The 20,166-nt window shown below is 57.0% G+C and carries 19 protein-coding genes and 1 tRNA gene; 11 read left to right on the top strand and 9 right to left on the bottom strand.

Going from position 1 to position 20,166, the window contains the following annotated elements; translation table 11 throughout:
* Positions 1 to 12: 12 nt before the first annotated feature.
* The 3 genes from phrB to HA46_RS15935 form a co-directional block, all read right to left on the bottom strand.
* Positions 13 to 1,440, bottom strand: a complete 1,428-nt coding sequence (phrB, locus tag HA46_RS15945) for a deoxyribodipyrimidine photo-lyase (protein ID WP_084885341.1) — start codon at positions 1,438 to 1,440, stop codon at positions 13 to 15.
* A 1-nt stretch (position 1,441) separates the two neighbouring features.
* Positions 1,442 to 2,398, bottom strand: coding sequence for a YbgA family protein (locus HA46_RS15940; protein WP_084885338.1), 957 nt, complete (start codon positions 2,396 to 2,398; stop codon positions 1,442 to 1,444).
* A 161-nt stretch (positions 2,399 to 2,559) separates the two neighbouring features.
* On the bottom strand, positions 2,560 to 2,760 hold the full coding sequence (locus tag HA46_RS15935; RefSeq protein WP_033788952.1) for a YbfA family protein: 201 nt from the start codon (positions 2,758 to 2,760) through the stop codon (positions 2,560 to 2,562).
* Positions 2,761 to 2,993: 233 nt separating this feature from the next.
* Here HA46_RS15935 and kdpE point away from each other — a divergent pair, with 233 nt between their 5' ends.
* Complete coding sequence (gene kdpE, locus HA46_RS15930) at positions 2,994 to 3,668, top strand: two-component system response regulator KdpE (protein ID WP_033789014.1); 675 nt, start codon at positions 2,994 to 2,996, stop codon at positions 3,666 to 3,668.
* Positions 3,669 to 3,893: 225 nt separating this feature from the next.
* On the opposite strand, the gene pgm is transcribed toward kdpE, so the two are convergent.
* Both pgm and seqA read right to left on the bottom strand, forming a co-directional pair.
* Positions 3,894 to 5,534, bottom strand: coding sequence for a phosphoglucomutase (alpha-D-glucose-1,6-bisphosphate-dependent) (gene pgm / locus HA46_RS15925; protein ID WP_084885336.1), 1,641 nt, complete (start codon positions 5,532 to 5,534; stop codon positions 3,894 to 3,896).
* 25 nt (positions 5,535 to 5,559) lie between these two features.
* Positions 5,560 to 6,111, bottom strand: a complete 552-nt coding sequence (gene seqA / locus HA46_RS15920; protein ID WP_033751754.1) for a replication initiation negative regulator SeqA — start codon at positions 6,109 to 6,111, stop codon at positions 5,560 to 5,562.
* Positions 6,112 to 6,361: 250 nt separating this feature from the next.
* Between seqA and ybfF the strand changes: the two genes are divergently transcribed.
* From ybfF to fur, 4 genes are all read left to right on the top strand, one after another.
* A complete protein-coding gene (gene ybfF, locus HA46_RS15915; protein WP_084885334.1) occupies positions 6,362 to 7,126 on the top strand; it encodes an esterase in 765 nt (254 codons plus the stop codon).
* A gap of 155 nt (positions 7,127 to 7,281) precedes the next feature.
* The gene (gene ybfE, locus HA46_RS15910) at positions 7,282 to 7,557 is read left to right on the top strand and encodes a LexA regulated protein (protein WP_033751760.1); all 276 of its coding nucleotides are present in this window, start codon (positions 7,282 to 7,284) and stop codon (positions 7,555 to 7,557) included.
* A gap of 134 nt (positions 7,558 to 7,691) precedes the next feature.
* On the top strand, positions 7,692 to 8,222 hold the full coding sequence (fldA, locus tag HA46_RS15905) for a flavodoxin FldA (RefSeq protein ID WP_033751762.1): 531 nt from the start codon (positions 7,692 to 7,694) through the stop codon (positions 8,220 to 8,222).
* 354 nt (positions 8,223 to 8,576) lie between these two features.
* The gene (gene fur, locus HA46_RS15900) at positions 8,577 to 9,020 is read left to right on the top strand and encodes a ferric iron uptake transcriptional regulator (RefSeq protein WP_033751764.1); all 444 of its coding nucleotides are present in this window, start codon (positions 8,577 to 8,579) and stop codon (positions 9,018 to 9,020) included.
* 59 nt (positions 9,021 to 9,079) lie between these two features.
* Here the strand turns inward: fur and HA46_RS15895 are convergent, their stop codons facing one another.
* The 3 genes from HA46_RS15895 to nagE all read right to left on the bottom strand — a co-directional run bounded on the left by HA46_RS15895 (position 9,080) and on the right by nagE (position 13,572).
* Complete coding sequence (locus tag HA46_RS15895) at positions 9,080 to 9,475, bottom strand: hypothetical protein (RefSeq protein WP_048786930.1); 396 nt, start codon at positions 9,473 to 9,475, stop codon at positions 9,080 to 9,082.
* Between the two features lie 236 nt (positions 9,476 to 9,711).
* Positions 9,712 to 11,379, bottom strand: a complete 1,668-nt coding sequence (gene glnS, locus HA46_RS15890) for a glutamine--tRNA ligase (protein WP_084885332.1) — start codon at positions 11,377 to 11,379, stop codon at positions 9,712 to 9,714.
* 162 nt (positions 11,380 to 11,541) lie between these two features.
* A complete protein-coding gene (gene nagE, locus HA46_RS15885) occupies positions 11,542 to 13,572 on the bottom strand; it encodes an N-acetylglucosamine-specific PTS transporter subunit IIBC (protein ID WP_084885330.1) in 2,031 nt (676 codons plus the stop codon).
* 332 nt (positions 13,573 to 13,904) lie between these two features.
* Here nagE and nagB point away from each other — a divergent pair, with 332 nt between their 5' ends.
* From nagB to HA46_RS15865, 4 genes are read left to right on the top strand one after another with little or no spacing between them, the layout of a single operon-like run.
* Complete coding sequence (nagB, locus tag HA46_RS15880) at positions 13,905 to 14,705, top strand: glucosamine-6-phosphate deaminase (RefSeq protein ID WP_033751778.1); 801 nt, start codon at positions 13,905 to 13,907, stop codon at positions 14,703 to 14,705.
* Positions 14,706 to 14,762: 57 nt separating this feature from the next.
* Positions 14,763 to 15,911 (top strand): N-acetylglucosamine-6-phosphate deacetylase, encoded by a 1,149-nt coding sequence (gene nagA, locus HA46_RS15875; RefSeq protein ID WP_033788941.1) that lies wholly within the window; start codon positions 14,763 to 14,765, stop codon positions 15,909 to 15,911.
* A 7-nt stretch (positions 15,912 to 15,918) separates the two neighbouring features.
* Positions 15,919 to 17,139, top strand: coding sequence for a DNA-binding transcriptional regulator NagC (gene nagC, locus HA46_RS15870; protein ID WP_033788939.1), 1,221 nt, complete (start codon positions 15,919 to 15,921; stop codon positions 17,137 to 17,139).
* A gap of 20 nt (positions 17,140 to 17,159) precedes the next feature.
* Positions 17,160 to 17,912: an HAD-IIA family hydrolase gene (locus HA46_RS15865; RefSeq protein WP_033788937.1), complete on the top strand. Its 753-nt coding sequence runs from the start codon at positions 17,160 to 17,162 to the stop codon at positions 17,910 to 17,912.
* Here the strand turns inward: HA46_RS15865 and HA46_RS15860 are convergent, their stop codons facing one another.
* Positions 17,913 to 18,137 carry a hypothetical protein gene (locus HA46_RS15860; protein WP_084885328.1) on the bottom strand — a complete coding sequence of 75 codons (225 nt, stop codon included), beginning with the start codon at positions 18,135 to 18,137 and terminating at the stop codon, positions 17,913 to 17,915.
* A 68-nt stretch (positions 18,138 to 18,205) separates the two neighbouring features.
* On the opposite strand from HA46_RS15860, the gene asnB reads away from it, so the two are divergent.
* Entirely contained in the window at positions 18,206 to 19,873 is a 1,668-nt protein-coding gene (gene asnB / locus HA46_RS15855) for an asparagine synthase B (RefSeq protein ID WP_084885326.1), read from the top strand.
* A gap of 216 nt (positions 19,874 to 20,089) precedes the next feature.
* Positions 20,090 to 20,166 (top strand) — tRNA-Met (locus HA46_RS15850).

Below are 20,166 nucleotides of genomic sequence, written 5' to 3'. Positions count from 1 at the left end.
CTCCATGCCGCCTCAGGCTGCGTTTTTCGCGCGCACAAAGGCGTCTAATGTCTTTTTACGGGCCTGCTTATGTTCCACGATTGGCGACGGATAATCGAGTCTCTTGTGGTTTTTCTCCGCCCAGCGCTGCGGCTGGTGGATATCGCTGTCCGGCACCTCTTTTAGCTCCGGCAGCCACTGGCGGATAAACGCCCCCTGAGGGTCGAAGCGCTCGCCCTGCGTCGTCGGGTTAAAGATGCGGAAGTATGGCACCGGATCGGTTCCGGTCGACGCCGCCCACTGCCAGCCGCCGTTGTTGGCCGCCAGATCGCCGTCGATCAGGTTTTGCATGAAGTAACGCTCCCCTTCGCGCCAGTCGATCAGCAGGTCCTTCACCAGAAAGCTGGCGGTGATCATGCGCAGCCGGTTATGCATCCAGCCCAGCGCTTTCATCTGCCGCATCGCCGCATCCACGATGGGATAGCCGGTTTTGCCCGCCTGCCACGCGGCGAAGTGCGCGTCGTTGCGCTGCCAGTCGACGTGGCGCGTCCATTCGACAAAAGGCTGATGCCTGCAAAGCGCCGGAAACGCTACCATGAGATGACGATAAAACTCGCGCCAGATTAGCTCGTTGAGCCAGGTGAAGAGGTTGTTCTCCTCCAGCGCGCGCGGGTGCTCTTTCAGCACGCGATGCAGACACTGACGCGGCGACAGCACGCCGGTGGCAAGATAGACCGAGAGTCGGCTGGTGCCGTTTACCGCAGGCGTATCGCGCGCCGTGCTGTAGTCGGCGATCGGCTGGCGGGCGAAATGGCGCAGCCGCTCCAGCGCCGCACGCTCGCCCGGCGGGAAGCATTCGCGGTCATACTCTTCCATGGGATAGTCGAAGCGCGCGGGTGCGGCCTCCGGCTTAATAGCTCCGTCGCCGCGCGGTTTCGGCGCGGCAACGCACTCCGGCAGCGCCTGCTGCAGCCGCCGCACAAAGGCCTTGCTGAACGGGGTATAGACTTTGTACATCTTGCCGTCGCCAGTCTGTACGCTGCCCGGCGGCAGCAGCAGGCTGTCGTCGAAGCCCTGGCAGACCACGCCCGCCTTATCGAGGCGCTTTTCCGCCTCGGCATCGCGCTTCCGCTCGTTCAGCTCATACTGGTAGTTGTAAAAAAGCGCATCGACGCGATGCTTTTTGCAGAAAGCGCTCAGCAGATCGATCGACGCGGCGAAGTCGTCGCACGCCTGCGTAAACAGCGCAATACCGCGCTCGGCCAGCGCCTGCTGCAGTTCGAGCAGGCTGTCGTAGATGAAAGCCGCCTGTTTCGGTGCCATATCGTGCTGACGCCACTGCTGCGGCGTGGCGATAAACAGCGCGATCACCTTTGCGTCGGGATCGCGGCAGGCGGCGCTCAGCGCCAGATTATCGTTCACGCGTAAGTCGTTGCGCAGCCAGACTAAATGGGTGCGCATCTTACTGGCCGTAGCGCAGTCGCAGCGCCTCCGGGTAAGGGTCGAAGTAGCGCTGCTGCGTCAGCCAGGGATGCGGATACTGCGACATATAGTGCTTAAGCATGGTGATCGGCGCCAGCAGCGGCTGCACGCCGCAGCGATAGCGATCGATGAGTTCCGCCAGCTCCTGACGCTGCGGAGAGCTGAGCTGACGGCGGAAATAGCCCTGCGCATGCATCAGCACGTTGGTATGGTTGCGACGCGACGCGGGCTGCGACAGCAGTTCCATCATGCGGTTACGGTATTCGAAGGCGAAGGCTTCCAGCGAATCCCACTGGCTCATTGAGGCGACGAACGGGCCGAGCTCGCGATACTTCTCCTGCGAATGCGCCAGCATCAGCAGCTTGTAGCGGCTGTGGAAGGCGATAAGCTGCGCGCGCGTAAGCCCGCGCTGCCACATCTGATTAAATTCGTGCAGCGCGCAGATGCGTCCAACGAAGTTTTCGCGCAGTGCCGGATCGTGCAGCCGACCATCCTCTTCGACCGGAAGCCAGGGCAGCTCCGCTTTAAGCTTTTCGGCGAACAGCCCCATACCCGCTTTACGGTTGTTATTGGTGTCGGGTTCATAGACGCGCACGCGCTCCATACCGCAGCTGGGCGATTTGGCGCACAGGATGTAGCCGCACAGGTGATGCAGCGATTTAACCCGTTCCGCAGACCAGTCATTCATCTGCTGGGTCAGCTCTTCGCCGCCCTCTTTGCTAAAGCAGAGATGGAGCTCTTCATCGTCCTTCTTTACCAGCCGCAGCGCCGGACGCGGCGTCGGCAGGCCTATCGCCATTTCGGGGCAGATCGGTTCAAAGCGTACAAAGGGCGCAAGCTCGTTGACGGCAAACGCCAGACGTTTATGACCTCCGTCGAAACGGACTTGCTCTCCCAGCAGGCAGGCACTGATACCCAGCGGAATTTTTACGCTCATACTTGTACAACCTCCGGAATCTTGTAGAGGTTTAAGTGTAGCTGAAAATTGAATGATTAACAGCCTCAAGTCAGGGCTGGAGGGGCTTTTCTCTGTGACGAGGCTTCAGAAACAACAAAGCCCGACGGGGGAATCGGGCTCTGTTTTGCGATGCGGACGGATTACCAGAAGATGCCGCCTGCGGCTTCGCTCTGCGCCAGCCAGACCGGCTTGGCGCTGGTTTTGCACCACATGCGATGGAGATAGCTGTAGAAACGCGCCCGATCCTGGCGAAACAGCATTACCGGTAGCGCAACGACGCCCAGCAGGATAACCAGCGCGCGACGCAACAGGACTTTATAAACAGGATAATTTTGATACATCGTTGGCCTCCTTGAAAGCTGTGACTGAAATGTGATCTTGTTCAGATATTACGCTCCCCTGTGTAATTTTACTACTCATCCGACCACTATTTTTCGCTTTTAAGCCTCATCTTCGGATAATAATGAAAGTAAGTTACAGAATGGTTAAAGGCTTGATCGGCTTATGATCAATTCGCAGCCGGATATTTTGCTGCTACAGTAGCGCCAGGTTTTCAGGCATGGAGCACCGCTGCGTGGCCACCGTATTAATCGTTGAAGATGAAAAAGAGATCCGGCGCTTTGTGCGCCTTGCGCTGGAAGGCGAAGCGCTGAAGGTTTTTGATGCCGACACGCTGCAGCGTGGGCTGATCGAGGCGGCAACGCGCAAGCCTGATCTGGTGATCCTCGATTTGGGCCTGCCGGACGGCGACGGGCGCGACTTTATCCGCGAGCTGCGCCAGTGGAGCGCCGTGCCGGTGATTGTGCTGTCGGCGCGCGTGGAGGAGCAGGATAAGATCGACGCGCTCGACGTCGGCGCAGACGACTATCTGACCAAGCCCTTCGGTATTGGCGAGCTGCTGGCGCGCGTGCGCGTGGCGCTGCGTCGTCATCCCGGCCAGCAGCCTGAGCCGGTAATACGTTTCGCCGACGTTAGCGTCGATCTCGCCGCGCGCCGCGTCGTGCGCGCCGATCGCGAGGTGCATCTGACGCCGATTGAGTTCCGTCTGCTGGCCGTTCTGCTAAGCAATATCGGGAAAGTGCTGACGCAGCGCCAGCTGCTGAGCCAGGTCTGGGGACCAAATGCGGTGGAGCACAGCCACTATCTGCGCATTTATATGGCGCATCTGCGGCAGAAGCTGGAGGCGGATCCGGCGCAGCCGAAGCATCTGCTGACCGAAACCGGCATCGGCTACCGCTTTATGCCATAAAAAAAGCGCCCGATGGACGCTTGATGCAGGGTGACGCGGTGCGGACGCGAATGGCATGAAAACCGATCGCAAAGCCCATGGCATCCATGCTCGCTCGGCCCGCGCGATTACGCGCGGCGTTTTTGCCCCTGTCGCGGGACGCTTTGCTCTCTGGCCCATGCCAACCGCGTTTTGATTATTGAGCCGCCTGAAAAACCCTGTGGTTTACCGGCCAGCTCAATATCATCAGGCGTTTTTCAGCACTTCGCTGACGATCTCTACCGCTTCTTTCTCGATCTGGGCGCGATGCTCCGCGCCCAGGAAGCTTTCGCAGTAGATCTTATAGGCGTCTTCGGTGCCTGACGGACGCGCGGCGAACCAGCCGTTTTCCGTCATCACTTTCAGGCCGCCGATAGAGGCGCCGTTGCCCGGCGCCGCCGTCAGGCGTGCGGTGATCGGATCGCCCGCCAGGGTGTCGGCGCTGACCATCTCTGGCGACAGCTTCGACAGCGCCGCTTTCTGCGCAGAGGTCGCAGGCGCCTGCAGACGGTTGTAGCTCGGCGCGCCGAAGCGCGCAGCCAGCTCGTCATAGTGCTGCTGCGGGTTTTTACCGGTAACCGCGGTGATTTCCGCCGCCAGCAGGCAAAGAATGATGCCGTCTTTATCGGTCGACCAGGCGGAGCCGTCGAAACGCAGGAAAGAGGCGCCCGCGCTCTCTTCGCCGCCGAAGCCGAAGCTGCCGTCGAACAGGCCGTCAACGAACCACTTAAAGCCTACCGGCACTTCCACCAGCTTACGGCCGATGTCGTTGACCACGCGGTCGATCATCGCGCTGGAGACCAGCGTTTTGCCGACGGCGACCTCTTTGCCCCACTGCGGACGATGCTGGAACAGGTAGTTGATCGCTACGGCCAGATAGTGGTTCGGGTTCATCAGGCCCGCCGGCGTAACGATGCCGTGACGGTCATAGTCCGGGTCGTTGCCGAACGCCAGATCGAACTTGTCTTTATAGGCCAGCAGACCCGCCATGGCGCATTCGGAAGAGCAGTCCATGCGCACCACGCCATCTTTATCCAGATGCATAAAGCGGAAGGTCTGGTCGATGGCGTCGTTCACGATGGTCAGATCGAGCTGATAGTGCCCGGCAATGCGCTTCCAGTACTCCATACCGGAGCCGCCCAGCGGATCGACGCCCAGCTTCAGGCCCGCTTTCTGGATAGCCGCGAAGTCGATCACCTGGGCCAGCCCTTCTACGTAAGGCTGGATCAGATCTTTTTCGACGATGCGGCCGCTTGCCCATGCCTGATCTAACGGCAGACGTTTGACCTCTTGCAGACCCGCTTTGATCAGCTGGTTGGCGCGATCCTCGACCACTTTGGTGACGTTGGTGTCGGCCGGGCCGCCGTTCGGCGGGTTGTACTTGATGCCGCCATCTTCCGGCGGGTTGTGCGACGGCGTAATCACGATGCCGTCCGCCTGCGCGCCGCCCTGCTTGTTATGTTCAAGGATAGCGTTGGAGATAGCCGGCGTCGGCGTGTAGCCGTTGTCCTGCTGCACGATGACGTCTACGCCGTTGGCGGCCAGCACTTCCAGCACGGAAAGCATCGCCGGCTCAGAGAGCGCGTGCGTATCTTTACCGACATAGCAGGGCCCGGTAATGCCGTTTTTCTTGCGCTCTTCCGCGATGGCCTGCGCGATCGCCAGAATGTGATGCTCGTTAAAGCTCTGGCGTCCTGCGCTGCCGCGATGCCCGGAGGTGCCGAATTTCACCGCATGGTCCGGATTCGCCACGTCGGGCTGCAGGACATAATACTGTGATGTTAACTGTGCAACGTTAATCAAATCGCTCTGCTGGGCGGGTTGCCCGGCACGGGGGTGACTGGCCATTGGCGCTTCTCCCTGACGCTTCAGTTTAAATGGTGCCGCAAACTTTCTCTGCCAGCTCCTGCGGGAACTGCATTGAGACCATGATGTGTTCCACCATGCTGCATTTACGGCCGGTATTGGTATTGGTGATCACCCAGTACGGTGTGCCGGGGACATGCTTCGGCTTAGTATGGGTGCCATTTTGCAACAGCGTTTGCTCGTCGCCCGCAAAATAGACGCGAGTACGGCCCTGCAGCGACGCAGTGGCTTCAGCGAACGCCGAAGGATCAAGACGATAGAGCGTTGAGAGAACCATCATAAAGCGATTGACCGCTTTTTTCTGTTCGGCATATTCGTCAGACAGCAGCAGCTCACGCACGGCGCGCACGCGATCCTGCGGGCGGTTTTCCGCGCGCACGGGCTGGATCGTTTTTTGCGCCGCGTCGCCAGCGGCTAACGGCGCCGCTGCCGCAGGCGCGCTTTGACCGGCATTAAATTTTAGCATCCGCCGTAAAATGTCAGAGGCGCTCTCGCCGATATGTTGCGTGTGGCTGGCGATATAGCGGTAGAGGTCTTCGTCAACTTCGATCGTTTTCATCTTTTTCCGTACGGTTTCGACTCGTGACAGAACCACGCCAGCCTGAAAAACGCCGTTGCAACACTCGGTTGTTCGCAGAGCGGGCGGGTTCTAACATAAGGATTATAAAGTTAAATCCAGGCGGGCTGATAGCCTTCGCACGCTCATACGGCAAAAGTCGGAATATGCCCTAAAGCCTGCCGTGTCGGCGCGCCTGGAAAGGTGAAAGCATGATAACCTAACCCAAGGTCCCCATCTTAAGAACTTTGCCATGATTTTAAATGCTCGTCTGCAAACTGACCAATCAATCGCGGATTCCTTGCCCATCCTGCTTATTCACGGCCTGTTCGGCAGTCTGGATAACCTCGGCGTGCTGGCGCGCGGCCTTAAAGACGCGGGTCCGCTGATACAGGTGGATGTGCGCAACCACGGCCTGTCGCCGCGCGCCGACGAGATGAGCTATAGCGCTATGGCGCAGGATATGCTCGACACCCTGGATGCGCACCAGATCGATCGCGTCGCCGTTATCGGCCACTCAATGGGCGGAAAAATCGCCATGGCGATGAGCGCGCTGGCGCCGCAGCGCCTGGAAAGGCTGGTGATGATCGACATCGCGCCGGTGGATTATCAGACCCGACGCCACGATGAGATTTTCGCCGCTATCCGAGCCGTTAGCGACGCGGGCGTGCGCCAGCGCAGCGAGGCTGCGCAGGTGATGCGCGCCCATATTAAAGAAGAAGGCGTCATCCAGTTTATTCTCAAATCGTTTCAGGATGGCGAATGGCGCTTCAACGTTCCGGCGCTGTGGGAAAATTACGCTACAATATCTGGCTGGGAAGCGGTGCCGCCCTGGCCGCATCCCGCGCTCTTTATACGCGGCGGCGACTCGCCCTATCTCGACAACCAGCATCGCGACGCGCTGCTGCGTCAGTTTCCCGCCGCGCATGCGCACGTCATCAGCGGCGCCGGACACTGGGTGCACGCCGAGAAACCTGATGCCGTATTGCGCAGCGTCCGCCGCTTTTTTGCACTTTAAAAGCAAAAGCTTGCCGTTCGCGGTTTAGCATTGGCGTCATCACTTCGGCTGGAGTATGATGGCGCGCTAAATTTTGCCGCTGCCTATTTTTTTGCCGCGGCAATGGCCCATTTCGTTATAAACGCGCCTGCTCGCGCCGCTAGTTTTACTAACCCATGGCAAAAGAACACACTGACCGCACTACGCTGGATCTGTTTGCAAACGAGCGTCGGCCCGGTCGACCGAAAACCAGTCCGCTCTCGCGTGATGAACAGCTGCGCATCAATAAGCGCAATCAACTGAAACGTGACAAAGTGCGCGGGCTGCGTCGTGTCGAACTCAAAATGACCAGCGAAGCCGTGGATGCATTAAACACCCTGGCTGAGCAGCGCAACATCAGCCGCAGCGAACTGATTGAACAAATGCTGCTGGCGCAACTCAAACTGGGCTGAATAGCGCAAAGCGCACGCAGAAGCAAATGGAGCGGCTTTTCGAGTTCCGCCCTTTTGCCCGCTCTGCTATCATTCGCTTAATTGTGCGCTCAGCGCATGCACTCATTATCAGGATTTAAGAGGTTATTTACCCCATGGCAATCGTAGGCATCTTCTTTGGCAGCGATACCGGCAACACCGAAAACATTGCAAAAATGATCCAGAAACAACTGGGCAAAGAGGTTGCGGAAGTGCATGACATTGCCAAGAGCACGAAAGAAGATCTCGAGGCGTTCGATATCCTGCTGCTGGGCATTCCGACCTGGTACTACGGCGAAGCGCAGTGCGACTGGGACGACTTCTTCCCGACGCTGGAAGAGATCGACTTTAACGGCAAGCTGGTTGCGCTGTTCGGCTGCGGCGATCAGGAAGATTATGCGGAATATTTCTGCGACGCGATGGGCACCATTCGCGACATTATCGAGCCGAACGGTGCGGTGATCGTCGGCCACTGGCCGACCGAAGGCTATCATTTCGAAGCCTCTAAAGGCCTGGCGGACGACAAACACTTCCTCGGCCTGGCTATCGACGAAGATCGTCAGCCGGAACTGACCAACCAGCGCGTCGAGGCCTGGGTTAAGCAGATTTCCGATGAACTGCAGCTTCAGGCGATCATCGAAGCCTGATTATCCACATACTCAATGTGGGCGCTGGCTCACATTGGGTTAATGGTTTTTCCTATAGAAATAATAGCTACAGATTTTTAACTTTTATCTCTGATTCTGTACAATACCCACATCGGTTATCTGCTTATTTCTTCCGCGAGGTCAGGAAGTTAGCGAGATGATAACGAACCTCCTGCATTTCTCCGTCCGGCGCCGTTACGCATCTTCTTACAGCCCGTGTTGATTTCAGGCGTTTCCCTCGGTTTTCATTTCAAAACTTCACCTCTATAATGAGACGCAAATGAGAATAGACACCGAACGACATTCAAGGCAAGGCGCCTCAAGTAACCAGCAAAGTAACAGGACAATATCCGCATGACTGACAACAATACCGCATTAAAGAAGGCTGGCCTGAAAGTCACGCTGCCCAGACTTAAAATTCTGGAAGTGCTTCAGGAACCTCAGTGCCATCACGTCAGCGCGGAAGATCTGTATAAACGCCTGATTGATATGGGCGAAGAGATTGGTCTGGCTACCGTTTATCGCGTACTGAACCAGTTTGACGATGCGGGCATCGTTACGCGTCATAATTTCGAAGGCGGAAAATCGGTTTTCGAACTGACCCAGCAGCATCATCACGATCACCTGATCTGCCTCGACTGCGGTAAGGTCATTGAATTCAGCGACGAATCAATCGAATCACGCCAGCGAGATATTGCTACCCGCCACGGCATTAAGCTGACGAACCATAGCCTCTACCTCTATGGTCACTGCTCGCTGGGCGATTGCCGCGAAGACGAAACGCTCCACGATCAGTAAAGATGTGTGCTATGCAGTAATTCTATAAGCCGGTCTGCGTACCGGCTTTTTTATGGCCGTCAGGCGACCAGCGTTTCGTGCAGATAGCGCCAGCGGGGAATTGACGTGGTGCAGTCGAGAATCGCCAGCGAGATGCGCGCCTGATCGCTACCGTTCATCATCTGCAGCTCGCGATACTGAATAGTGACCTCATCTTTGCCCTGAGAAATCACCGCGTGCTCGCTGGTGGCGATGCGCATGCCTTCGCGGCGCCCTTGCAGCTGGCGAAACAACTCTTCGGTTTGGTTCAGATCGAGCAGCCGCCCCTGCGGCGTGACCATGCGGAAATCGGGATGGAAGTGCGAAAGCAGCAGATCAAAAGTATCGTCTTCGCCTGAAGGCTGATTAAATATACGTTCGATTAACTGATGTAAAACTACCACGCTGTGTTTTGCTTCCTGACCAAGAGCCGTCATCATTTTTCCTTTTTATGCCCGCATAGCCTCTTCAAAGAGCGAATAGCCTACCTGAAAAAATGAAATTCACATCTGGAAATTGATTAATTTTCGTTAACTCAGACAAAGCCCAAACTGGTCCGACAAGAGGCAATTATTTGTTACAGAACAAAAAATTATCTTGACGCTGATTACGAGTATAAAAAAGGGCGATTGCTCGCCCTTTAGTGATTTTATCATGCCGTTAATGCGAAAATTTAATCGCCGATTTTCGCCCAGGTGTCGCGCAGGCCGACTGTGCGGTTAAACACCAGCTGGTTCGGACGCGAATAGCGGCTGTCGGCACAGAAATAGCCTTCACGCTCAAACTGATAAGGCGCTTCCGGGCTGGCGTTCTGCAAACCCGGCTCGACGAAGCCCTGGCGAATTTCCAGCGAGTTCGGATTGATGGTGGTCAAAAAATCCTCTTCCGCGCCAGGATTCGGCACGCTGAACAGGCGATCGTAAAGACGGAATTCCGCCGGCAGCGCGTGGTCGGCGGAGACCCAATGGATCACGCCCTTCACTTTACGGCCGTCAGCCGGATCTTTGCTCAGGGTATCGACATCGCAGGTGCAGTAGATGCAGGTGATATTCCCCTCTTCATCTTTTGCTACGCGTTCGGCGCGGATCACGTAAGCGTTGCGCAGACGCACCTCTTTACCCAGCACCAGACGTTTGTACTGCTTATTGGCTTCTTCACGGAAGTCAGCGCGATCGATCCAGACCTCACGGCCAAACGGCACGTCGCGGGTGCCCATCTCCGGCTTGTTCGGATGATTCAGCATGGTGATGATTTCGTTATGGCCGGCCGGCAGGTTTTCAATCACCACTTTCAGCGGATCGAGCACCGCCATGGCGCGCGGCGCGTTTTCGTTCAAATCGTCGCGGATGCAGGATTCCAGCGACGCCATCTCGACCACGTTGTCCTGTTTTGTCACGCCGATACGGCGGCAGAACTCGCGGATCGAGGCGGCGGTGTAACCGCGACGGCGCAGACCCGATACGGTCAGCATGCGCGGATCGTCCCAGCCTTCCACCACGTTTTCGTTGACCAGCTGCGTCAGCTTGCGCTTCGACATCACCGCATATTCGAGGTTAAGACGCGAAAACTCATACTGGCGCGGATGCACCGGTATAGAGATGTTATCCAGCACCCAGTCATAGAGGCGACGGTTATCCTGGAACTCCAGCGTACAGAGTGAATGGGTGATATTTTCCAGCGCATCGGAGATGCAGTGGGTAAAGTCGTACATCGGATAGATGCACCACTTTTTGCCCGTCTGGTGATGCTCGGCGAACTTAATGCGGTAGAGCACCGGATCGCGCATCACGATAAAGCTAGACGCCATATCGATTTTGGCGCGCAGGCAGGCTTTACCCTCGGCGAATTCGCCGTTGCGCATTTTTTCAAACAGCGCCAGGTTCTCTTCGACGCTGCGATCGCGCCAGGGGCTGTTTTTGCCCGGCGCGGTCAGGGTGCCGCGGTACTCGCGGATCTCTTCCGGCGTCAGCTCGTCGACATAGGCCAGACCTTTATTGATCAGTTCCACCGCGTAGTGATAAAGCTGATCGAAATAATCTGAGGAATAACGAACGTCCCCACTCCACTCAAAGCCCAGCCATTGCACGTCGCGCTTGATGGACTCGACAAACTCCATATCCTCTTTAACCGGGTTGGTATCGTCGAAACGCAGGTTGCACTGCCCCTGATAGTCCTGAGCGATGCCGAAGTTCAGGCAGATCGATTTAGCATGGCCGATATGCAGGTAGCCATTGGGCTCAGGCGGAAAACGGGTATGCACGCTATTGTGCTTGCCGCTCGCCAAATCTTCGTCGATGATCTGACGAATAAAGTTAGTTGGGCGGGCTTCAGCCTCACTCATCTCTCAATCCTCAATACGTATAGCGGATGGTTTGTACCACGAAGTAACGGAGTATGATCCACAAAGCGCCGAAGGGAAACAACCGGTTTATTAAGGCGGTAAAACGAAAAAAGGCAGGAATTGCTTCCTGCCTGCTTTTTTTACGGCGATGCGGTTACGGGCTTAGCCTTTTACCTCGTAAAGCGGGGTTTCGCCAGCCACCACCGTGCCGGTCGCCAGCAGCGTCAGCCCGGCGAAATCTTCGCTGTTGCTGACCACAACCGGACTGATCATCGAACGCGCGTTGGCGTTGAGGAAGCCGAGATCCATCTCCAGCACCGGCTGACCCGCAGCGACTGTCGCGCCCTCTTCCACCAGCCGGGTAAAACCTTTGCCGCCCAGCGCCACGGTGTCGAGGCCCATATGCACCACAATTTCGACGCCGCTGCTGGTTTCCAGGCAGAAGGCATGGTTGGTGTCGAAGATTTTCACCATGGTGCCGGCAACCGGTGCCACCACGGTTTTACCGCTCGGCTTGATCGCCAGCCCTTCGCCTACCGCCTTGCTGGCGAAAGCTTCGTCAGGCACTGCGTCCAGCGCGACCACTTCGCCGCTCACCGGCGCCATCAGCGTCACGATGGTTTTGGTCTCGCGATTCAACGCCGCCTGCGGTTTTGCGGCTGGCGCGGCAGGCGTCGCTGACGCACCGCCCGCCGAGGCGACCGGCCCTTTCGTCAACACTTTTTTCATTGCTGTGGCGATGCTTTCCGCCTGGGTGCCGACAATCACCTGCACGCTCTGTTTGTTCAGGCGGATAACGCCGGATGCGCCCAGATGTTTGGCGACGGACTCATTGACCTGCGCCGAGTCTTTTACGTTGAGGCGCAGACGGGTGATACAGGCATCAATGCCGGTCAGGTTATCGGAGCCGCCGACGGCGCCGATATAGCGACGCGCCAGCGATTCGGTCGCGCTCTCGCCGTTGTCGGTTGTATCGACGTTAACGTCGTAGCCGTCCGTTTCGTCGCCCGCGACCGCCAGCTCGCGGCCTGGCGTCATCAGGTTGAACTTCTTAATCGTGAAGCGGAATACCACATAGTAGAGCGCAAAGAAAACGATGCCCTGCGGGATCAGCATCCACCAGTGGGTCGCCAGCGGGTTGCGGCTCGACAGCACCATATCCACCAGACCGGCGCTAAAGCCGAAGCCAGCGATCCAGTGCATGCTGGCGGCGATAAATACCGAGATGCCGGTCAGCACCGCGTGGATGACGTAAAGCACCGGCGCGACGAACATAAAGGAGAACTCCAGCGGCTCGGTAATGCCGGTGAAGAAGGCTGCAAAGGCCGCGGCCAGCATAATACTGCCGACTTTAACGCGGTTTTCCGGACGCGCGCAGTGGTAGATCGCCAGCGCCGCGCCGGGCAGGCCGAACATCATGATCGGGAAGAAGCCCGCCTGATAGCGCCCCGTGATGCCGACAATGCCGGTGCCGTTAGCGATAGACTGCGCGCCGCCGAGGAATTTAGGAATATCGTTGATGCCCGCGACGTCGAACCAGAATACCGAGTTAAGCGCATGATGCAGGCCGACCGGGATCAGCAGACGGTTAAAGAAGGCGTAGACGCCCGCACCGACCGAGCCCAGCTTCTGGATATGTTCGCCAAAGCTCACCAGCCCGTTAAAGATCAGCGGCCAGATGTACATCAGAATGAACGCCACCGCGATCATCAGGAATGAGACGAGGATAGGAACCAGGCGCCGTCCGCTAAAGAAAGAGAGCGCCTTCGGCAGTTCGACATGGCTAAAGCGGTTGTAAACCTCCGCGGAGATAATGCCCACCATAATGCCGACAAACTGGTTTTCGATTTTGCCGAAGGCGGCAGGCACCTGATCAAGCGGAATTTTTTGGATCATTGATACGGCAGCTGGCGAGCAGAGCGTCGTCACCACCAGGAAACCGACGAAGCCGGTCAGCGCCGCTGCGCCATCTTTATCTTTTGACAGCCCATAAGCCACGCCGATAGCAAAGAGTACGGACATATGCTCAATAATGGCCGCGCCTGATTTTATCAGCAGCGCGGCGAGCGCGTTGCTTGCGCCCCAGGCGTCCGGATCGAGCCAGTAGCCGACCCCCATTAATATCGCCGCTGCCGGCAGGGTCGCTACCGGCACCATCAGCGCGCGGCCAACCTTTTGTAAGTAACCTAACATTTGTCCTTTCCCCCTATGAGACTGGCTTTTCGCCCTGCGCCGCTTGCTTTTTATTGTCAGCTGCAGGGGTTGATTGACACTACACTTCACGTTGCGCAGTGTAATGACAAATTAATTCGCCTCGCAAATTATACGCGTCTCTTCTGTGATAATTATCACCAAAAAGCACCATTAACTGCCGAGACGTCTGGCGAACAACCCTAACTTATTTTATGATGAAAAATATCAAGACGCAGCGAACGCGTGCTGAAATCGTTTCACGGGTTTGATGTGATGACGACCGCCGCGATGAGCGCGTTGCCCCCTTTTCCTTTCTCAGAATGAGGTGAAACATGCGACTTATTCCTTTGGCTACCCCTACGCAGGTCGGTAAATGGGCGGCCCGTCATATCGTCAACCGCATCAATGCTTTTAACCCTACCGCGGACCGTCCCTTCGTGCTGGGCCTGCCGACAGGCGGCACGCCGCTGGAGGCTTACAAGCATCTTATTGAGATGCACAAAGCGGGCCAGGTCAGCTTTAAGCATGTGGTAACGTTCAATATGGACGAATATGTCGGCCTGCCGAAAGAGCACCCGGAAAGCTATCACAGCTTCATGTACCGTAACTTTTTCGATCACGTTGATATTCAACCAGAAAATATCAACCTTCTGAATGGCAATGCGCCAGATATTGACGCAGAATGTCGCCAGTATGAAGAGAAGATTCGCGCGCTGGGTAAAATTCACCTGTTTATGGGCGGCGTCGGCAACGACGGCCATATCGCTTTTAACGAACCGGCTTCCTCTCTCGCCTCGCGTACCCGTATCAAAACGCTCACGCACGACACCCGCGTGGCGAACTCGCGCTTCTTCAATGGCGATGTGGATCAGGTGCCGAAATATGCGCTGACCGTCGGCGTCGGCACGCTGCTGGATGCGGAAGAGGTAATGATTCTGGTGACCGGCCATGTCAAAGCGCAGGCTCTGCAGGCCGCCGTAGAAGGCAACGTCAACCATATGTGGACCATCAGCTGCCTGCAGCTGCATGCGAAATCGGTGGTGGTATGCGACGAACCCGCCACCATGGAACTGAAAGTGAAAACCGTTAAATATTTCCGCGAAATGGAAGCGGAAAATATGAAAGGCGTGTAAGACGATGTTGTAAATGCCCGCCGCGAGGCTCTGGCGGGCTCAGCCGGGAGAACCACGATGTACGCATTAGTTAACGGCCGAATTTATACCGGTCATGAAATTCTGGATAACCACGCGGTGGTTATCGCCGATGGGCTGATCGAACGTGTCTGTCCGCGCGACGCGCTACCAGCCGATATCGCGCTGCGCGACGTTTCAGGCGCGCTGATCGCTCCCGGCTTTATCGATTTACAGCTGAACGGCTGCGGCGGCGTGCAGTTCAACGACGACATCGACGCCCTGAGCGTCGAGACGCTGGAAATTATGCAGCGCGCCAATGAAAAGTCAGGCTGCACCAGCTTTCTGCCCACGCTCATCACCAGCAGCGACGAGCTGATGAAGCGCGCCATCGACACCATGCGCGCCTATAAACGCAAGCATCAGCATCAGGCGCTCGGCCTGCATCTGGAAGGCCCCTGGCTGAATAAAGCCAAAAAAGGCACCCATAATCCCGATCTCATCCGCCTGCCCGATGCGGCGCTGGTGCGCTATCTGTGCGATAACGCCGACGTCATTACCAAGGTGACGCTGGCGCCGGAAAACGCCGGCGACGCAGTGATCCGTCAGCTGACGCAGGCGGGCATCATCGTCTCCGCCGGCCACTCCAACGCCACCTATGACGAAGCCAAAGCGGGCTTCCGCGCGGGCGTAACCTTCGCTACCCATCTCTATAACGCCATGCCCGCTTTCGCCGGACGCGAGCCGGGCCTGATCGGTGCGCTGTTCGATGCCCCGGATGTTTATTGCGGCATTATTGCAGACGGGTTGCACGTCCATTACGCTAACGTACGCAACGCGAAACGTATCAAAGGCAATAAGCTGGTGCTGGTCACCGACGCCACCGCGCCCGCAGGCGCCGAAATTGATAAATTCATTTTCGCTGGCAAAACAATATACTATCGCAATGGCCTGTGCGTGGACGAGAACGGCACGCTGAGCGGCTCTGCGATTACTATGATTGAATCGGTTCGCAACGCCGTCGAACATGTCGGTATCGCGTTGGATGAAGCGCTGCGCATGGCGACGCTTTACCCGGCGCAGGCAATGGGCGTGGAAAAACAGCTGGGCACGGTCGAAGCGGGAAAAGTCGCCAACCTTACTGTTTTTACGCGTGATTTCAATATCACTAAGACGTTTGTCAACGGAGACGACGTCCTGAGCGAGTAAGCACTGAATGACCACTGGCGGCCAGACACAAATAGGAAATGTCGATCTTGTCAAGCAACTCAACAGCGCGGCCGTTTACCGGCTGATTGACCAGCAAGGCCCTATTTCGCGCATTCAGATTGCCGAACTCAGTCAACTTGCGCCCGCCAGCGTCACCAAAATTACTCGTCAGCTAATTGAGCGCGGGCTGATCAAAGAGGTGGATCAACAGGCATCCACCGGCGGTCGCCGCGCTATCTCCATCGTAACCGAAACGCGCCACTTCCACGCCATCGGCGTGCGGCTCGGCCGCCATGACGCCACGCTGACGCTGTTCGATCTTAGCGGCAAATCGCTGGCGCAGGAGGATTATGCCCTGCCGGAGCGCACGCAGGAGACGCTGGAGCATGCGCTGTTCGCCGCTATTGACAGCTTTATCGATACCCACCAGCGTAAAATTCGCGAGCTAATCGCCATCTCGGTGATACTGCCCGGTCTGGTCGATCCGATAAACGGCGTGATCCGTTATATGCCCCATATCGCCGTCAGCCACTGGCCGCTAGTGGCCGGACTGCAGCATCGCTTTAAGGTCACCAGCTTCGTCGGTCACGATATCCGCAGCCTGGCGCTGGCAGAGCACTACTTTGGTGCAAGCCGCGACTGCGCCGACTCGATTCTGGTGCGGCTCCATCGCGGCACCGGCGCCGGCATTATCGCCAACGGCCATATTTTTCTCGGCAGCAACGGCAACGTAGGCGAAATCGGCCATATTCAGGTCGATCCGCTCGGCGAACGCTGCCACTGCGGCAATTTCGGCTGCCTGGAAACCATTGCCGCTAACGGCGCAATCGAAAACCGCGTGCGCCATCTGCTCAGCCAGGGTTACCCCAGCGTGCTGACCCAGGACGCTTGCCAGATGGCGCAGATTTGCAAAGCCGCCAACCAGGGCGACGCGCTGGCCTGTGAAGTGATTGAATATGTCGGACGCTATCTGGGCAAAGCGATCGCCATTGCAATCAACCTGTTCAACCCGCAGAAAGTGGTGCTGGCGGGCGAAATCACCGATGCCGAGAAAGTGCTGTTCCCGGCCATTGAAGGCTGTATCAACACGCAAGCGCTCAACGCCTTCCGCAAAAATCTGCCGGTGGTGCGTTCCGAACTCGATCATCGTTCGGCGATAGGTGCCTTTGCGCTGGCAAAACGCGCTATGCTCAACGGCATTCTGCTGCAACATTTACTGGAAGAGTAAACGCGACCCGGACTGAACCTATGACGATAAAAAGCGTAATTTGCGATATTGATGGCGTGTTAATGCATGACAACACCGCCGTGCCCGGCGCGCAGGAGTTTCTGCAGCGCATCCTGCAAAAAGAGATGCCGCTGGTGGTGCTGACCAACTATCCTTCGCAGACCGCGCAGGATCTGGCGAACCGCTTCGCCAACGCCGGCGTCGAGGTGCCCGACTCGGTGTTTTATACCTCCGCGATGGCGACCGCCGATTTCCTGCGTCGTCAGGAAGGTAAAAAAGCCTACGTGGTTGGCGAAGGCGCGCTGATCCATGAACTCTATAAAGCGGGCTTTACGATTACCGACGTCAATCCCGATTTCGTCATCGTCGGCGAGACGCGCTCTTTTAACTGGGAGATGATGCATAAGGCCGCCTTTTTCGTCGCCAGCGGCGCGCGTTTTATCGCCACCAACCCCGATACCCACGCGCGCGGCTTTGTGCCCGCCTGCGGCGCGCTCTGCGCCGGCATTGAAAAAATCTCCGGCCGTCGCCCGTTTTACGTCGGCAAGCCCAGCCCCTACATCATGCGCGCCGCGCTGAATAAAATGCAGGCTCACTCCGAGGAGACGGTGATCGTCGGTGACAACCTGCGCACCGACATTCTGGCCGGCTTTCAGGCGGGACTGGAAACCATTCTGGTGCTCTCTGGCGTTTCGACGCTGAGCGATATCGACGCCATGCCTTTCCGCCCCGACTGGATCTACCCTTCTGTCGCGGATATCGATCTCTTTTAATCATTCTCTTCGCGCCGCCTGACGCCAGGCGGCCGCTTTTCTCTTGAAACCCTCTCTGGCCTGTCCATTTTTTAGCCACTTCCGGCTATCTATTGCCGATCCGTTAATAAAATGCGCTTTAAATTGAATAATATTTAAATTAAAAGCCTCGCAAGCAATCTTTTTATCAGTAAAAGGCGAATATGCTTGCATTGACTGCATAAAATAGCGCATTTTCTTATACATCACGCAGCCGCTGGCTGCCGGACAAGGCAACGATAACATCGCCGACAGGCGAGCTCAGGAGTCAGAATATGTGTTCTATTTTTGGTGTGTTGGATCTGAAAAGCGATCCGATTGATCTGCGTAAAAAAGCGCTGGAGAGTTCTCGCCTGATGCGTCACCGCGGACCGGACTGGTCCGGCGTGTATGCCGACGATAAAGCGATTCTCGCGCATGAACGTCTGTCTATCGTCGACGTCAACAACGGCGCCCAGCCGCTGTACAACGCCGATCACACCCATGTTCTGGCGGTTAACGGCGAGATTTACAACCATCAGGCGCTGCGCGCTGAGCTGAGCGATCGCTACCAGTTCCAGACCGGCTCCGACTGCGAAGTCATTCTGGCGCTCTATCAGGAAAAAGGCGTCGACTTCCTCGACGATCTCGAAGGCATGTTCGCTTTTATCCTGTGGGACAGCGCGAAGCAGCAATACCTGATCGGCCGCGACCATATCGGCATCATCCCGCTCTATATGGGCAACGACGAACACGGCAACCTGTTTGTCGCGTCGGAAATGAAAGCGCTGGTGCCGGTGTGCCGCTCAATTAAAGAGTTCCCGCCGGGAAGCTATCTCTCCAGCACCGACGGCGAAATTCGTCGCTACTGGCAGCGCGACTGGATGGAGTACGCCGCGGTAGAACATAACGTCACCGATGCGGCGGGCCTGAAGCAGGCGCTGGAGGAGTCGGTGAAAAGCCACCTGATGTCGGACGTGCCGTATGGCGTGCTGCTCTCCGGCGGTCTGGACTCCTCTATCATCTCGGCGGTAACCAAACGCTTCGCCGCGAAACGCGTCGAAGATCAGGACAAGAGCGACGCCTGGTGGCCGCAGCTGCACTCTTTCGCGGTTGGCCTGGAAGGTTCGCCGGATCTGAAAGCGGCGAAAGCGGTGGCTGAACATCTGGGCACGGTGCACCACGAAATTCACTTTACCGTGCAGGAAGGGCTGGATGCGATTCGCGATGTGATTTATCACATTGAAACCTACGACGTCACCACCATTCGCGCCTCGACGCCGATGTACCTGATGTCGCGTAAAATTAAGGCGATGGGCATTAAGATGGTGCTCTCCGGCGAGGGCGCGGACGAAGTATTCGGCGGCTACCTCTACTTCCATAAGGCGCCGAACGCTAAAGAGTTTCATGAAGAGAACGTGCGCAAGCTGATGGCGCTGCATATGTACGACTGCGCCCGCGCCAACAAAGCGATGTCCGCCTGGGGCGTGGAAGCGCGCGTGCCTTTCCTCGACAAGAAATTCCTCGACGTGGCGATGCGCATTAACCCGCAGGACAAGATGTGCGGCAGCAACGGCAAGATGGAAAAACATATCCTGCGCGAATGTTTCTCCTCTTATCTGCCGGAAAGCGTCGCCTGGCGCCAGAAAGAGCAGTTCTCTGACGGCGTCGGCTACAGCTGGATCGATACGCTGAAAGAGGTCGCGGCGAAGCAGGTCAGCGATCAGCAGCTGGCGACCGCGCACTTCCGCTTCCCGTACAACACGCCGGCGTCGAAAGAGGGCTACCTCTATCGCGAAATTTTTGAAGAGCTGTTCCCGCTGCCGAGCGCGGCGGAGTGCGTGCCGGGCGGTCCGTCGGTCGCCTGCTCCTCCGCCAAAGCGATTGAATGGGACGAAGCGTTCAAGTCGATGGACGATCCTTCAGGTCGTGCGGTGGGCGTGCATCAGTCCGCTTATAAATAAGCAAAATAAGCCATAATAAAAAGGGCCTTGCGGGGCCCTTTTTTTTTCGCTTTGATGCGGTTACGATCAAAACCTGGCGAATAATCCACCACCCTGGTTACAAGCCAGACAAACAGGCGCGCGAAGGCCAAAATCGGCAAAAAATGTGTTGACGCTCCAGAGCTCAATACGCATAATGCGCCCCGCAACGCCGATGAAGGTAACGCGAAAAAAGATGGCTACGTAGCTCAGCTGGTTAGAGCACATCACTCATAATGATGGGGTCACAGGTTCAAATCCCGTCGTAGCCACCA

Origin of the sequence: Pantoea septica (assembly GCF_002095575.1) — a bacterium.
Taxonomy (GTDB): domain Bacteria; phylum Pseudomonadota; class Gammaproteobacteria; order Enterobacterales; family Enterobacteriaceae; genus Pantoea; species Pantoea septica.
The sequence above is the reverse complement of the archived record's forward strand: the minus strand, read 5'-3'. Positions and strand labels throughout refer to the sequence as shown.

Coding starts and splice junctions, on each gene's coding strand:
- asnB (WP_084885326.1), top strand. CDS start 18,206: ATGTGTTCTATTTTTGGTGTGTTGGATCTGAAAAGCGATCCGATTGAT.
- HA46_RS15935 (WP_033788952.1), bottom strand. CDS start 2,760: ATGTATCAAAATTATCCTGTTTATAAAGTCCTGTTGCGTCGCGCGCTG.
- pgm (WP_084885336.1), bottom strand. CDS start 5,534: ATGGCCAGTCACCCCCGTGCCGGGCAACCCGCCCAGCAGAGCGATTTG.
- HA46_RS15865 (WP_033788937.1), top strand. CDS start 17,160: ATGACGATAAAAAGCGTAATTTGCGATATTGATGGCGTGTTAATGCAT.
- nagC (WP_033788939.1), top strand. CDS start 15,919: ATGACCACTGGCGGCCAGACACAAATAGGAAATGTCGATCTTGTCAAG.
- glnS (WP_084885332.1), bottom strand. CDS start 11,379: ATGAGTGAGGCTGAAGCCCGCCCAACTAACTTTATTCGTCAGATCATC.
- seqA (WP_033751754.1), bottom strand. CDS start 6,111: ATGAAAACGATCGAAGTTGACGAAGACCTCTACCGCTATATCGCCAGC.
- nagE (WP_084885330.1), bottom strand. CDS start 13,572: ATGTTAGGTTACTTACAAAAGGTTGGCCGCGCGCTGATGGTGCCGGTA.
- nagA (WP_033788941.1), top strand. CDS start 14,763: ATGTACGCATTAGTTAACGGCCGAATTTATACCGGTCATGAAATTCTG.
- nagB (WP_033751778.1), top strand. CDS start 13,905: ATGCGACTTATTCCTTTGGCTACCCCTACGCAGGTCGGTAAATGGGCG.
- fldA (WP_033751762.1), top strand. CDS start 7,692: ATGGCAATCGTAGGCATCTTCTTTGGCAGCGATACCGGCAACACCGAA.
- phrB (WP_084885341.1), bottom strand. CDS start 1,440: ATGCGCACCCATTTAGTCTGGCTGCGCAACGACTTACGCGTGAACGAT.
- HA46_RS15940 (WP_084885338.1), bottom strand. CDS start 2,398: ATGAGCGTAAAAATTCCGCTGGGTATCAGTGCCTGCCTGCTGGGAGAG.
- fur (WP_033751764.1), top strand. CDS start 8,577: ATGACTGACAACAATACCGCATTAAAGAAGGCTGGCCTGAAAGTCACG.
- ybfE (WP_033751760.1), top strand. CDS start 7,282: ATGGCAAAAGAACACACTGACCGCACTACGCTGGATCTGTTTGCAAAC.
- ybfF (WP_084885334.1), top strand. CDS start 6,362: ATGATTTTAAATGCTCGTCTGCAAACTGACCAATCAATCGCGGATTCC.
- HA46_RS15860 (WP_084885328.1), bottom strand. CDS start 18,137: ATGTATAAGAAAATGCGCTATTTTATGCAGTCAATGCAAGCATATTCG.
- HA46_RS15895 (WP_048786930.1), bottom strand. CDS start 9,475: ATGACGGCTCTTGGTCAGGAAGCAAAACACAGCGTGGTAGTTTTACAT.